Genomic DNA, 12908 nt, shown 5'->3' with positions numbered 1-12908 from the left:
GCTTGCCTGCGATGCGGGCAACGCGGTTTCTGAGGCATACCGAGGCGATGCAATCGCAGGCAAGCCAGCTCCCACAGGGAGTGCACCGATCCATGATCGGTTTTTTTATGCCTGAAATTCCTGTCACCACCCTTACAGTTTTTACTGTCACTCCCGCCCTCGCTCGACTATTGTGGCAACTGTCCCCGTACACTTCTAAACTGTGCCGGTATGTTTCACACAAAAATAAAATACCCGTGAAATCGAGTGCTGCGTCATGACCAATCTGTTGCTTTACCAACGTATCGCCCAGCAACTGGCCGAAGATATCCGGCGCGGTGTCTATCAACCGGGCGAGCGCGTGCCTTCGGTGCGCAAGATGAGCTCGCAGTTGAACGTGAGCCACGCCACGGTGTTGCAGGCCTACGCCAACCTGGAAGACCAGGGGCTGATCCGGGCGCGGCCGCAATCCGGTTATTACGTGCACCAGACACCAGCGCTCACCGCGCCGACGCCCGACATCGCACGGGTCGAACGCCCAGGGTTGGTCACCCGCAGCAGTATCATCCAGCAGGTATTGGGCGAGTCGCGGCGCGAAGGCGTGTTCCCATTGGGCGCTGCTGTGCCCAGCGTGGACTACCTGCCGGTACGCGCATTGCACCAGCAGTTGGCCAAGGTCACGCGCTTCCAGAGCCCGCGGGCGTTCAGTTACATGTTCAGCCCCGGCTTCGAGCCGCTTCGCCGCCAGGTGGCGATCCGTATGCGCGATGCGGGTGTGGTGGTGGACCCTTCCGAAGTTGTGATCACCCACGGGTGTGTCGATGCGTTGCAGATGTCACTGCGGGTGCTGACACGGCCTGGCGACTTGATTGCCGCTGAATCGCCAACCTATTACGGCTTGCTGCAGTTGGCTGACTTGCTGGGGCTCAAGGTCATCGAGATCCCCAGCGACCCATCCACCGGCATGAGCCTGGAAGCCCTGCAACTGGCGGCCAACCAATGGTCGATCAAAGCGCTGGTGTTGACCACGCGCCTGAGCAACCCCTTGGGCGGCACCATGCCCGAGGAACGTCAGAAACAGTTGCTGCGCCTGGCTTCGGATTTCGATATCCAGATCGTCGAGGACGATATCTACGGCGAGCTGATGTTCGAACTGGGCCGCACCAAGGCCCTGAAAGCCTATGACCGCCTCGACCGAGTTATCTATTGCTCGAGCTTTTCGAAGACGCTGTCCCCCGGTGTGCGCATCGGCTGGATGATCGCCGGCAAATACCAGCAGGAGCTGCAGCGCCTGCAAATGTTCAGTACTCACTCGGCGTGCAGCGTCACCCAGATGGGCGTTGCGGCCTACCTGGAAAACGGCGGCTACGATCGGCACCTGCGCTATATACGCCAGGAGTACCGCAAGAATCTCAGCGCGTTCCAGCTCGCGGTGCAGCAATATTTCCCGGAAGGCACGCAGATGACCCGCCCGACCGGCGGCTTCATTTTGTGGGTCAGTTTGCCCGGACGGGTCAATACCCAGGAACTGCATGTACGCGCACTGCAACAGGGCATCAGCATTGCACCAGGCCTGATCTTCAGTAATACCGAGCAGTTCAATCACTGTATTCGCCTCAACTGCGGTACGCCCTGGAACCGTGAGGCAGAGCGGGCGCTGATGACGCTGGGGATGCTTGCCAGCCAGCTTTGCCAGGAAACGGCAGCCGGCCTTTGACGCGCACAAACGGGAAAAATCCTATAGCGCGCTAATCAGCGCACTTGTCATGCCGCGCACAACAAGCGAGCATATGGCCCTCTGCCGTTAATGCTGTAGGCAATATGACCTCGATTTTTCGCGCTGTTTGTGTGATTGGCCTGTTAAGCCTGTGCAACGTCAGCACCGCGCTGGCGGCAGCACCTGTGAGCGAAACCAAGCCCGCTGCCAGTTCGGAACAGAAGACCCCCGCCAAGAAAGCCCCCGCCGTGAAGAAGCAAAGTGCTGCGGCCAAAAAACGTGCGGCAAGTCGATCCAAATCGTCCCGTGAAGTGGCGCAGACACAATTGCCACCGGCACAGTTGGATCTGTCATTGCCAACGGACATGGTCAGGCACCTTCAGCCCATTGGCACCATGGCCAAGCCTAAAAGCGTGCCCTTGCTGCCGCCGATGTTTGGCGAGAAGCCCACCGACAACAGTGCATTCCAGATCAACGGCCGCCTGCTCAGCAATGAGATGAAGCTGCAGTTGCGCAATGAAGAGCGGCGTGAAGTGGAAGGCGCGGCGTTGGAATTCGAGTTCAAGCAGTAAACTTTTCCCACACACGTGACGCCGCCCTCCGACCATCTGTCGCAGACTGGTCAGTCACTTTTGTTTTCCGCGAAAAACCCCTGTTAGACCATTTTAAAACGGCTGTTTAAGGGCGTACTCTAGCCCGGCCATCCACATTGAGTCGTCGAGGACCTGCTGGTCATGAATTGCCGTGAAGGCTGTGGCGCTTGCTGCATCGCCCCCTCCATCAGCTCGCCATTACCTGGAATGCCACAAGGCAAACCGGCCGGCGAACGCTGCCTGCACCTGTCGGTCGAACAGCTATGCCAGCTGTTCGGGCAACCGGAACGCCCGGCGGTGTGCAGTGATTTCAAGGCGGACATCGAGGTCTGCGGCACCGACCAGGCCGATGCTATTCGTTTGATCGGCTGGTGGGAGCAGATGACGGCGGCTTGATGGGCTTTACTCTCGTAACTTCAACAATAAGGAATACACCTATGGGTTCGCTGAAACGAATGGCTGTGTTATGCGGTTTTACGGTGTTGTTTGCTGCAACTGCCCAGGCTGAGGATTGGCAAGTCGCCAAGGACGAAGACGGTATCAAGGTGTCCCTGAGCGAAGTTGCCGGCTCCAAGTACAAGGCGTATCGCGGTGTGACCGTGGTCAAGGCGCCGGTTGCCAAGATTGTTGCGCTGCAGGAAGACGTAGTGGGTGCCTGCAAATGGATTCACGAGTGCAAATTGCAAAAGCTGCTGAAACACGAGGGTGACGTCAGCTACACCTACACCCAGTTCAATGCTCCGTTCCCCGTCAGTAATCGTGATTCGATCCTCAAAATCACCACCTCCAAGGGCGCTGACGGCAGCGTGACCCGAACCTTGCTGGAGGTCCCGACCTATCAGCCAGAAGAAAAAGGCTTCGTACGGGTTGCCCAAGTCGAAGGCTTCTGGAAACTGGTGCCAAAAGGCGACAACCAGACCGAAGTCACTTACCAGGTACACACCGAGCCAGGCGGCAGCGTGCCATCGTGGTTGGCCAACAAGTTCGTGGTGGACGCGCCGTTCAACACCTTGAAAGCCTTGAAAGAACACGCTGAAAAATAAGCGCATTTGATCCGGTGCTTCCTGCCCAGAGTGGAACGTTTGCCGAACCCTCAAGGTCCAGATAGATGTGAGCCCACACGCGGGCTTTATCGAGGAGGCACCGATGCAAAAGTGGCAGATTACTTTCGTTGATGATCACGGCGTACAGTCCGTGGAGCAGTTCACCTGCGAACAAAGACCTAGCCTCGAAGATGCTGCGCACATGATTCGCAACAAACTGGTGCCTGTCGCCGCCGAACTCGACCTCAACGACCTTGAGGGCCGCCAGTCCGATCCCACGGTCAAGATCCTCAAAGACCAGAACAGTATCCAGATCCTCGACATCTCTCCTGCCGTCTGAACATTCGCTGTACACCCTTCAAGCACCTCTGGTGGAGGCGATAGCTTCGCGCTACTCTGCAAGTGAGATCAGCGAATGAATCGCTAGGTACTGGTCTTGTCAGCTACATGCTTGTTTTCCAGCGGTGATGTTATTGCCGTAGCTCCCACGCCAGTACGGCGTGGGCTTCGGGAAGCACGGAAAGTCTATCCATCAGTCTGAGGAGCACTTTTCATGAGCACAGCCTATCAAGAAGACATCAGCACCAATGTTCTGCGCCGCATGAAAGAAGGCGGTTTTGACTTTTCACGCTTCCACCCCATCGAGTTCTACGCCATTTTTCCTGATGAAGAACGGGCGCGCAGGGCTGCGGGTGAGTTTCGTGGGGAATCGCTGAATGCCCAGGTCAGTGCGCGCGACGATGGCGCCTGGTACTTGGAACTGAGCAAAATCATGTCTGCCACCTACGACGGCATAGGAGACTTCGAGCAAGACTTTGAGGCGGTGGTCGAGCCGCTGGGCGGGATCATCGAGGGATGGGGCGTGAAGCAGGAGGTGCGTGGGTTACCCATGTAGCAGCGAGCAGTATGAGAAACACAGCGTATCGGCTGACCTTTGGGTCGGCCGATTTTGTTTTTGGCGCCCATCCAGGTCTTTTCAGGGCCAAAAAAAAGGCCACCCGAGCAGGGTGGCCAAAAGGGAAGACCGGGAGGCCGGTCGGTACACGAAGCACTACGTTACCGATCGCGCAAAGGGTTGAGCTGTAGGACACGTCCTGTTCAGCAGATGTTGGTAATTATCCGTACGCTTGACCGGGCAGTGAAATCAACTCTGGCTATGCTGTTGATAGTCAAAGCCCGCATTGCGATGAAGCAGGGGGCAGTGCACCGGGCATTCTGCGCACCAGGACGGTGCGAATGGATTCCGGTGCTTATTCAACTCACTGATTCTTAAGTGTTTATGCCGCTGGCACGGGCCTTGCGATGGTTCTAGCGCCCGGGTGACAAGGAGTTCGGCATGATCCGCACTTATTACGATGAAATGTACGACGGGGCAGGGCAGGTCCGACCGCATTACCGCGAGTTCGCCCGCTGGTTGGCTGATACCCCTGCTGAACTGCTGGCCCAGCGCCGGCGTGAGGCCGATTTGCTGTTTCACCGCGCCGGTATCACCTTCACGCTCTACGGGGACGAGCAGGGCACCGAGCGCCTGATTCCGTTCGACACCATCCCGCGCAGCATTCCCGCCAGCGAATGGCGGATTGTCGAGCGCGGCTGCATCCAAAGGGTCAAGGCGCTGAATATGTTTCTCGCCGACCTGTATCACGAGCAACGCATCATCAAGGCAGGGATCATTCCTGCCGAACAGGTGCTGGCCAACGAGCAATACCAACTGGCGATGCAGGGTTTGAATCTGCACCGCGACCTGTATTCCCACGTCTCCGGTGTCGACCTCGTACGTGACGGCGACGGCACGTACTACGTGCTTGAAGACAACCTGCGTACCCCGAGCGGCGTCAGCTACATGCTCGAAGACCGCAAGATGATGATGCGCCTGTTCCCCGAACTGTTCGCCGCCCAGCGTATCGCGCCCATCGATCATTACCCCAACCTGTTGCTCGACACCCTGAAAAGCTCCAGCCCCCTGGATAACCCCAGCGTGGTCGTGCTGACCCCGGGCCGCTTTAACAGCGCGTTCTTTGAACATGCGTTCCTGGCCCGGGAAATGGGCGTGGAGCTGGTGGAAGGCGCCGACCTGTTTGTGCGCGATGACCGCGTATTCATGCGCACCACCGATGGGCCCAAGGCCGTGGACGTGATCTACCGCCGCCTCGACGATGCGTTCCTCGACCCATTGGCCTTCAACCCGGATTCCATGCTCGGCGTGCCTGGCCTGCTCGCGGCTTATCGTTCCGGCAATGTGGTATTGGCCAATGCCATCGGCACCGGGGTGGCGGATGACAAATCGGTGTATCCCTTCGTTACCGAGATGATCCGTTTTTACCTGGATGAAGAACCCATCCTGAAGAATGTTCCGACATTTCAATGCCGTAAGCCCGACGAACTGTCCCACGTATTGGCCAACCTGCCGGACCTGGTGGTGAAGGAAACCCAAGGCTCCGGCGGCTACGGCATGCTGGTCGGCCCGGCGTCCACGAAGGCCGAAATCGAAGCCTTCCGTGCGCGCATCAAGGCCAAGCCCCATGCGTATATCGCCCAACCGACCCTGTGCTTGTCCACCTGCCCGACCTTTGTCGAAAACGGCATTGCGCCGCGCCATATCGACCTGCGCCCATTCGTATTGTCCGGCAAGGAAACCCGTGTAGTCCCAGGCGGGCTGACCCGCGTGGCATTGCGTGAAGGGTCGCTGGTGGTCAACTCGTCCCAGGGCGGCGGCACCAAAGACACCTGGGTGGTCGAGGACTGATGCCATGTTGAGTAGAACTGCCTCGGATTTGTACTGGATGTCGCGCTACCTGGAGCGCGCGGAAAACCTCGCGCGCATGCTCGATGTCAGCTATTCGCTGTCGCTGATGCCTCAAGATGGGCGCGGTGATGGCCTGCATGAACTGGCGATGCCGCTGTTGATCACCGGCACCCTGGAGGATTACCACGCGCGCCACGGCGAGTTGCACGCCGAACGCCTGTTGCACTTTTTTGCCCTGGACGCAGCGAACCCGGCCAGCATCTACAGCTGTCTCGGCGCAGCGCGGGCCAGCGCCCATGCGGTGCGTGGGCGAATTACCGCCGACATGTGGGAAAACATCAACGCTACCTGGCTGGATATTCGTGACATCGCCCAGCAGGGCTTGAGCCGCTATGGCATGAGCCGGTTCTGTGAGTGGGTCAAGGAGCGGTCTCACCTGTTCCGCGGTGCCACCTACGGCACCATCATGCGCAACGATGCGTTCCGGTTCATTCGCCTGGGCACCTTTATCGAACGTGCCGATAACACCCTGCGCCTGCTGGACGCCCGCTATGAAATGGCCGGCGACCAGGCCGAAGCCGTCAGCGATGGCACGGCCCACGCCTACTATCAATGGAGCGCTTTGCTGCGCGCCTTGTCGTCGTTCGAGGCCTACACCGAGATTTACCGTGACGCCCCCGGCGCCCGGCAGGTCGCGGAATTACTGCTGCTGCGCGCCGACGTACCGCGCTCATTACGTGCCTGCAGCGAAGAGATCGACCAGATCCTCGCCAGCCTGCCCGGACTCAATGGCCGACCGGCCCAGCGCCTGGCCGCCGAGATGGACGCGCGCCTGCGCTTTACCGCCATCGATGAAATCCTCGAGGAAGGCCTGCACGCCTGGCTGACCGACTTCATTCCCTTGGTTCGCCAGTTGGGCGACGCCATCTACAGTTCCTACCTGGAGGCCGCATGAGACTCTCCATCAGCCACGAAACCACCTACCACTACGAAAACCAGGTGCGCGCCAGCATCCAGTACCTGCGTCTTACACCCCACGACAGTGAGCGCCAGCGCGTGCTCAGTTGGCAGCTCGACCTGCCGCGTCCGGTGCGCGCCCAGGTGGACCCGTTCGGCAACATCCTGCACGTGCTGACCCTGGATGAACCGCACGACGCCATCATCATCGGCGCCCGCGGCCAGGTGGATATCGACGAGTTGCGCGAGGCCGAACACGAGAGCCAGTCGGCGTTCCCGTTCCTGCGTTGCACCCGTCTGACCGAGCCTGATGACGCCCTGCGCGGCTTTGCCCACCAGCACTGCCATCAACGCCGCGACCGTACGGCGCTGATTGATTTGATGCATGCGCTTAACCAGTCGATGGTCTACACGCCCGGTGCGACCGACGTCGACACCTGCGCCGCCCAGGCCTTCGCTGGCCGTGCAGGCGTGTGCCAGGACCACACCCATGCGTTCCTGGCGTGCGCGCGCAGCCTTGGGATCCCTGCGCGCTATGTGTCGGGGTATTTGTACACTGAGGACAGTACGCACCTGGCCAGCCACGCCTGGGCCGAAGCCTGGCTGGATGACGCGTGGTACAGCTTTGATGTGACCAACCAACTGGCCCGGCCGGAGCGGCATTTGAAACTGGCGGTGGGGTTGGATTACCTCGATGCCTGCCCGGTACGCGGTATGCGCCGTGGCGGCGGGCATGAGCAGATGCATGCCAAGGTATTTGTGGCGCCGACGCCGGTGATTTCAGTCCAGCAGCAGTAACGGATGTAGTGAGCGGGCTTGCCCCGCGCTGGGTGGCGAAGCCGCCCTAATCCTGCCATCGTACTTTTCCAGGCAGAACCGAGTTGTCTGGTTTTGGGGCGGCTTCGCCACCCGCGCGGGGCAAGCCCGCTCACTACAATTTACGCCCTGCCATATGTTTCAAATAACTAACCAGCAAATCCAGCTCACCGTCCGGCAACACAGTGGCCGCAAACGCTGGCATCTTCGCCTGCGGCCAATGCCGCAAACTCTGTGGGGCGCGGATATAGCGTTTGAGGAAATCGCCGCCAAAATACTCGGTGGGGTTATAGGGAATATTCAAGTCCGGCCCCACCTGCGCGTCACCGGCACCGTTGAGGCGATGACAGGCCAGGCAATTCTTCTGGAACAGCGCAAAGCCCTGATTTATCGGGTCATCTACCGCCAGTTTCGGGTCGGGCAACAACGCCGGAAAGCGCTCCGCCACGGTCTTCAATTGTTTGATCCCTGAGATCTGGAACGGCCACTGCTCAGGGCTGATATGCCCGGCTTGAGGATCGGTCCACACCAGATAGAACGGCCCGGCACTCGGTTTTCCTTCCGTCAATACAGGCCACGGTTGAGCGGGATCTTCCACCGCCAGCCAGGCACGTGCGCCCTGTTTTTCCAGCAGCGGTGCAGCCGTGAGCTCGGCGGCGAAACCATCCAAGGCCACAGCCTGCAGGTGGCTCTCAGGTTTCAGTCCCGGTAGGAGCAAGGCCAGCGGCACGGCCCGATAAGTCATGGTGCGCTTGTAGGAAACGTCATCAACGATCTGCACCGTTTGCGCTTGTGGGTGCTTGAGCAAGTCGGCGGTCTGCCAAGTCTTGCTGCTGTGGTCGAGCTCGATGGTCAATTGCGCCGCCGAAGCGGGCAGGCCGATCAGCAAGGCGAAGAGAGCGAAGATGACTTTCAAGAGGGAGGCCCGGTGCGCAGTGGCGATGGTGCTCACGATACCGGAAATCCATACATAAAAAGGCAGCCCCTGCAGGACCGCTATGCGCAATGTCCCGGCAGGTGCTGCCAAAAGCTGCAAACCCGGTGCTGTGTAGGCACGCAATGTGAGTGTTGAGGCGTCACCCAATAACCTTGGTCAAGTTGGGCAAGATCAGGATCAGTGTGGTGGCGAACAGAATAAGTCCCGCCTGACGTACTTTCGAATGTTTGAACATGGCTGACTGCCTTTTGTTGTTATTCCTGAGCGTCAAATGCGTGCCGGTTTTATTTCAGTATGGCGAGATGACGTGTCACTTTTCTTACAGCTGCTCCAGCAAAACCCGGCAGCAGCTTCTTACTGATTCAACCTTAGAGCCCTCGTTCTTCGTGGCTTAGACCTATTTCGTATCAGCTAATCAACAATTCAGCTTAAAAAGGCATGAGGCATAACGCCATCTTGGCGCCAATGCCTTGGCTAGACAGCTAAACCGATTAATCACGTAATTAACTTAGGTGGCTACCGTTCGTCCGAGCGTCGGGGTCAAAAGCAATGAGCGCATCCGTCATTGAAACCGTGTCAATCGGGCCTAAGGTAGAGGCATCCATGCACAGCGGTTCGAGGATGTCATGACCCAAGCTTTGATCTTTGATGCGATACGCACGCCCCGCGGCAAAGGCAAGGCGGACGGCGCCTTGCACAGCGTCAAGCCAGTGAACCTGGTGGCTGGTTTGCTCACGGCGCTGGCCCGGCGCAACGACCTCGACACCCATCAAGTGGACGACATCGTGCTCGGCTGCGTGACCCCGGTGGGCGATCAGGGCGCCGACATTGCCAAGACCGCCGCGCTGGTGGCGGATTGGGACATCAGCGTTGCCGGTGTACAAGTCAACCGCTTCTGCGCCTCAGGCCTGGAAGCGGTCAACCTGGGGGCGATGAAAGTCCGCTCCGGCTTCGAAGACTTGGTCGTGGTCGGTGGCGTCGAGTCCATGTCCCGCGTGCCCATGGGCAGTGATGGCGGCGCCTGGGTTCTGGACCCGCAAACCAATATGCACAGCCATTTCACCCCGCAGGGCATTGGCGCTGACCTGATCGCGACCCTGGAAGGGTTCACCCGAGAGGACGTCGACACCTTTGCCCTGCATTCGCAGCACAAAGCGGCCAGGGCGCGTGCAGACGGTTCCTTCAACAAATCGCTGATCGCGGTGCAGGACCAGAACGGCATTGTGCTGCTGGACCAAGACGAATTCATCCGCGGCGACTCCACCCTCGAAGGCCTTGGCAAGCTCAAGCCGAGCTTCGAAATGATGGGGCAGATGGGCTTCGACGCCACCGCGTTACGGGTCTACAGCCACGTCGAGCGCATCCATCACGTGCACACCCCCGGCAACAGCTCCGGCATCGTCGATGGCGCCGCGCTGATGCTGATCGGCTCCGAGGCCATGGGCCGCGAGCTGGGCCTGCAACCGCGCGCGCGCATCGTCGCCACGGCGGTCACCAGCACCGACCCCACCATCATGCTCACCGGCCCCGCGCCGGCAACGCGCAAAGCGCTGGCCAAGGCCGGCTTGCGTGTCGAAGACATCGACCTGTTCGAAGTCAATGAAGCGTTTGCCTCTGTCGTTCTCAAATTCATCAAGGACATGGGCATCGACGCTGCGCGGGTCAACGTGAATGGCGGCTCGATCGCCATGGGCCACCCGCTCGGCGCCACTGGCTGCGCGATCCTCGGCACCTTGCTCGACGAGCTTGAAGTACGCCAGCAGCGCTACGGCCTGGCCACGCTGTGTGTCGGCGGTGGCATGGGCATCGCCACCATTATCGAACGCCTCTGAGCCCAAGGAATTTTTCATGACCCAAGCCATTCGTTACGAACAAGGCCAGGACAGGATCGTGGTGCTGACCCTCGACATGCCCGGCCAGAGCGCCAATACCATGAACGGCGTGTACCGCGAGGCCATGGCGGCAACGGTCGAGCGCCTGGAGTCGGAGAGGGACAGCATTGCCGGGGTGGTGATCACCTCGGCGAAGAAGACGTTTTTTGCCGGTGGCGACCTCAATGAACTGATCAAGGTCGACAAGGCCCACGCCAAGGATTTCTACAACGGTGTGTTGGTGCTGAAAGCGCAACTGCGCCGCCTGGAAACCCTCGGCAAGCCCGTGGTGGCTGCCATCAATGGCGCGGCGCTGGGGGGTGGTTGGGAGATTTGCCTGGCGTGCCACTATCGCGTCGCGCTGGATGACACGTCAGTGCAGCTTGGCTTGCCGGAAGTCACCTTGGGCCTGCTGCCGGGCGGCGGCGGGGTGGTGCGCATGGTGCGCATGCTGGGGCTGGAAAAGGCTTTGCCGTATTTGCTGGAAGGTAAAAAAGTCAGGCCACAACAGGCGCTGCAAGCCGGGTTGGTCAATGAGTTGGCGGCAAACCGCGAAGAGCTGTTGGCCAAATCCCGCGCCTGGATTCTGGCCCACCCGGATGCAAAGCAGCCTTGGGACACCAAGGCGTATCAAATGCCTGGCGGCACACCGTCCAGTCCGAAAGTGGCGCAGATGCTGGCAATTGCGCCGTCGATTTTGCGCAGTAAAACCCACGGCTGTTTCCCGGCCCCGGAGAAAATCCTCTGCGCCGCCGTTGAAGGTGCCCAGGTGGATTTTGACACTGCGCACCTCATCGAGACTCGCTACTTCACCGAGCTGGTGACCGGGCAAGTGGCGAAAAACATGATCGGCACCTTTTGGTTCCAGCTCAACGAGATCAACGCCGGCAGTTCACGTCCGCAAGGTTTCACGCCTTGCGTCACCGGCAAGGTCGGCGTGCTCGGCGCTGGGATGATGGGCGCAGGCATTGCCTATGTCAGTGCCAGTGCAGGCGTCGAAGTCGTGCTCAAGGACGTCAACCTGGCGGCGGCCGAGAAGGGCAAGGCGCATTCCGCGGCGCTGCTGGACAAAAAGGTCAGCCGTGGGCAACTGAGCGCTGATCAGCGGGAAGCCACCTTGGCGCGGATTCATCCTACGGCTTCCGATACCGACCTGGCCGGCTGCGACCTGGTCATCGAAGCCGTGTTCGAAGACCGCGAACTCAAGGCTAACGTCAGCGCCGCAGCGCAACGCGTCGTGGGTGCCGATGCGGTGATTGCTTCCAACACCTCCACCTTGCCCATCAGCGGGCTTGCTACAGCAGTGCCGGATCCAGGCAAATTCATCGGCCTGCATTTCTTCAGCCCGGTGGACAAGATGCCACTGGTGGAGATCATCAAAGGCGCGCATACCTCAGACGAAACCCTGGCGCGCGGTTTCGATTTCGTACTGCAAATCAAGAAAACCCCGATCGTGGTCAACGACAGTCGTGGCTTTTTCACCTCTCGGGTGTTCGGCACCTTTACCAACGAAGGCATCGCCATGCTTGGCGAAGGCGTGGCCGCACCGATGATCGAGACCGAAGCGCGCAAGGCCGGCATGCCGGTGGGCCCGCTGGCAGTGTCGGATGAAGTCTCTCTGAGCCTGATGAGCCATATAAGGCAGCAGACGGCTAAGGACTTGCAGGCGGAAGGTAAGGCAGTGCCGATGCATCCGGCGGCAGCGGTAATCGACCTTTTGGTCAACGAATACAAGCGCGTCGGCAAGGCGGCGGGAGGCGGTTTTTATGAGTACCCCAACGGCGGGCAGAAGTATCTATGGCCGGAGCTGAAAAGCCGCTTTGAAAGGCCCGATCAACGCATCTCGCCACAAGATGTGCGCGACCGCCTGCTGTTTATCCAGGCCATCGAAACCGTGCGGTGTGTGGAGGAGGGGGTGTTGATGTCCACGGCGGACGCTAACGTGGGTTCGATTTTCGGCATTGGTTTCGCGGCCTGGAGCGGTGGCGCTTTGCAGTTCATCAACCAATACGGGCTGAACGATTTTGTCGCCCGCGCCCGCTACCTGGCCGAGCAGTATGGCGAACGCTTCACACCGCCGGCTTTATTGCTGGAAAAAGCGGCCCAGGGTGACGTGTTCCGGTGATCAAGGGGGGCACCAATAACCTGTAGTGAGCGGGCTTGTCCCGCGCTGGGCTGCGAAGCAGCCCCAGTAAGGCCGTCGCGTTTTTTCAGGTGAAACGTGGTGTCAGGTTTTAGGGCCGCTTCGC

At 59.7% G+C, this 12908-nt stretch carries 12 protein-coding genes; 11 read left to right on the top strand and 1 reads right to left on the bottom strand.

Annotated features, from left to right (window positions below; translation table 11 throughout):
- Positions 1-256: 256 nt before the first annotated feature.
- The 9 genes from BFP95_RS02940 (at position 257) to BFP95_RS02900 (ending at position 7833) form a co-directional block, all read left to right on the top strand.
- A complete protein-coding gene (locus BFP95_RS02940; protein ID WP_049711953.1) occupies positions 257-1696 on the top strand; it encodes an aminotransferase-like domain-containing protein in 1440 nt (479 codons plus the stop codon).
- A 104-nt stretch (positions 1697-1800) separates the two neighbouring features.
- Complete coding sequence (locus tag BFP95_RS02935) at positions 1801-2268, top strand: translation initiation factor 2 (RefSeq protein WP_065873944.1); 468 nt, start codon at positions 1801-1803, stop codon at positions 2266-2268.
- 162 nt (positions 2269-2430) lie between these two features.
- Positions 2431-2685, top strand: a complete 255-nt coding sequence (locus BFP95_RS02930; RefSeq protein WP_065873943.1) for a YkgJ family cysteine cluster protein — start codon at positions 2431-2433, stop codon at positions 2683-2685.
- Positions 2686-2726: 41 nt separating this feature from the next.
- Positions 2727-3332 carry an START domain-containing protein gene (locus BFP95_RS02925; protein WP_065873942.1) on the top strand — a complete coding sequence of 202 codons (606 nt, stop codon included), beginning with the start codon at positions 2727-2729 and terminating at the stop codon, positions 3330-3332.
- A gap of 103 nt (positions 3333-3435) precedes the next feature.
- Entirely contained in the window at positions 3436-3672 is a 237-nt protein-coding gene (locus tag BFP95_RS02920; RefSeq protein ID WP_065873941.1) for a hypothetical protein, read from the top strand.
- Between the two features lie 213 nt (positions 3673-3885).
- Positions 3886-4227: a ribonuclease E inhibitor RraB gene (locus tag BFP95_RS02915; RefSeq protein ID WP_065873940.1), complete on the top strand. Its 342-nt coding sequence runs from the start codon at positions 3886-3888 to the stop codon at positions 4225-4227.
- Positions 4228-4668: 441 nt separating this feature from the next.
- Positions 4669-6078 carry a circularly permuted type 2 ATP-grasp protein gene (locus tag BFP95_RS02910; RefSeq protein WP_065873939.1) on the top strand — a complete coding sequence of 470 codons (1410 nt, stop codon included), beginning with the start codon at positions 4669-4671 and terminating at the stop codon, positions 6076-6078.
- Positions 6079-6082: 4 nt separating this feature from the next.
- The gene (locus tag BFP95_RS02905; protein WP_065873938.1) at positions 6083-7033 is read left to right on the top strand and encodes an alpha-E domain-containing protein; all 951 of its coding nucleotides are present in this window, start codon (positions 6083-6085) and stop codon (positions 7031-7033) included.
- Entirely contained in the window at positions 7030-7833 is an 804-nt protein-coding gene (locus BFP95_RS02900; protein ID WP_065909243.1) for a transglutaminase family protein, read from the top strand. The genes BFP95_RS02905 and BFP95_RS02900 overlap by 4 nt, the downstream gene beginning before the upstream one ends.
- A 133-nt stretch (positions 7834-7966) precedes the next feature.
- On the opposite strand, the gene BFP95_RS02895 is transcribed toward BFP95_RS02900, so the two are convergent.
- A complete protein-coding gene (locus BFP95_RS02895; RefSeq protein WP_371914445.1) occupies positions 7967-8803 on the bottom strand; it encodes a cytochrome c in 837 nt (278 codons plus the stop codon).
- Between the two features lie 611 nt (positions 8804-9414).
- On the opposite strand from BFP95_RS02895, the gene BFP95_RS02890 reads away from it, so the two are divergent.
- Together BFP95_RS02890 and BFP95_RS02885 are read left to right on the top strand one after the other, a co-directional pair.
- Positions 9415-10620, top strand: a complete 1206-nt coding sequence (locus BFP95_RS02890; RefSeq protein ID WP_065873936.1) for an acetyl-CoA C-acetyltransferase — start codon at positions 9415-9417, stop codon at positions 10618-10620.
- 16 nt (positions 10621-10636) lie between these two features.
- Positions 10637-12784: a 3-hydroxyacyl-CoA dehydrogenase NAD-binding domain-containing protein gene (locus tag BFP95_RS02885; RefSeq protein WP_065909241.1), complete on the top strand. Its 2148-nt coding sequence runs from the start codon at positions 10637-10639 to the stop codon at positions 12782-12784.
- The last annotated feature ends 124 nt before the right edge of the window (positions 12785-12908 follow it).

The sequence above is a fragment of the Pseudomonas sp. 58 R 12 genome (assembly GCF_900005865.1).
Taxonomy (GTDB): Bacteria; Pseudomonadota; Gammaproteobacteria; order Pseudomonadales; family Pseudomonadaceae; genus Aquipseudomonas; species Aquipseudomonas tritici.
This window is presented reverse-complemented; position numbering and strand designations above follow the sequence as displayed.

Coding starts and splice junctions, on each gene's coding strand:
- BFP95_RS02885 (WP_065909241.1), top strand. CDS start 10,637: ATGACCCAAGCCATTCGTTACGAACAAGGCCAGGACAGGATCGTGGTG.
- BFP95_RS02920 (WP_065873941.1), top strand. CDS start 3,436: ATGCAAAAGTGGCAGATTACTTTCGTTGATGATCACGGCGTACAGTCC.
- BFP95_RS02935 (WP_065873944.1), top strand. CDS start 1,801: ATGACCTCGATTTTTCGCGCTGTTTGTGTGATTGGCCTGTTAAGCCTG.
- BFP95_RS02890 (WP_065873936.1), top strand. CDS start 9,415: ATGACCCAAGCTTTGATCTTTGATGCGATACGCACGCCCCGCGGCAAA.
- BFP95_RS02925 (WP_065873942.1), top strand. CDS start 2,727: ATGGGTTCGCTGAAACGAATGGCTGTGTTATGCGGTTTTACGGTGTTG.
- BFP95_RS02910 (WP_065873939.1), top strand. CDS start 4,669: ATGATCCGCACTTATTACGATGAAATGTACGACGGGGCAGGGCAGGTC.
- BFP95_RS02940 (WP_049711953.1), top strand. CDS start 257: ATGACCAATCTGTTGCTTTACCAACGTATCGCCCAGCAACTGGCCGAA.
- BFP95_RS02905 (WP_065873938.1), top strand. CDS start 6,083: ATGTTGAGTAGAACTGCCTCGGATTTGTACTGGATGTCGCGCTACCTG.
- BFP95_RS02900 (WP_065909243.1), top strand. CDS start 7,030: ATGAGACTCTCCATCAGCCACGAAACCACCTACCACTACGAAAACCAG.
- BFP95_RS02915 (WP_065873940.1), top strand. CDS start 3,886: ATGAGCACAGCCTATCAAGAAGACATCAGCACCAATGTTCTGCGCCGC.
- BFP95_RS02930 (WP_065873943.1), top strand. CDS start 2,431: ATGAATTGCCGTGAAGGCTGTGGCGCTTGCTGCATCGCCCCCTCCATC.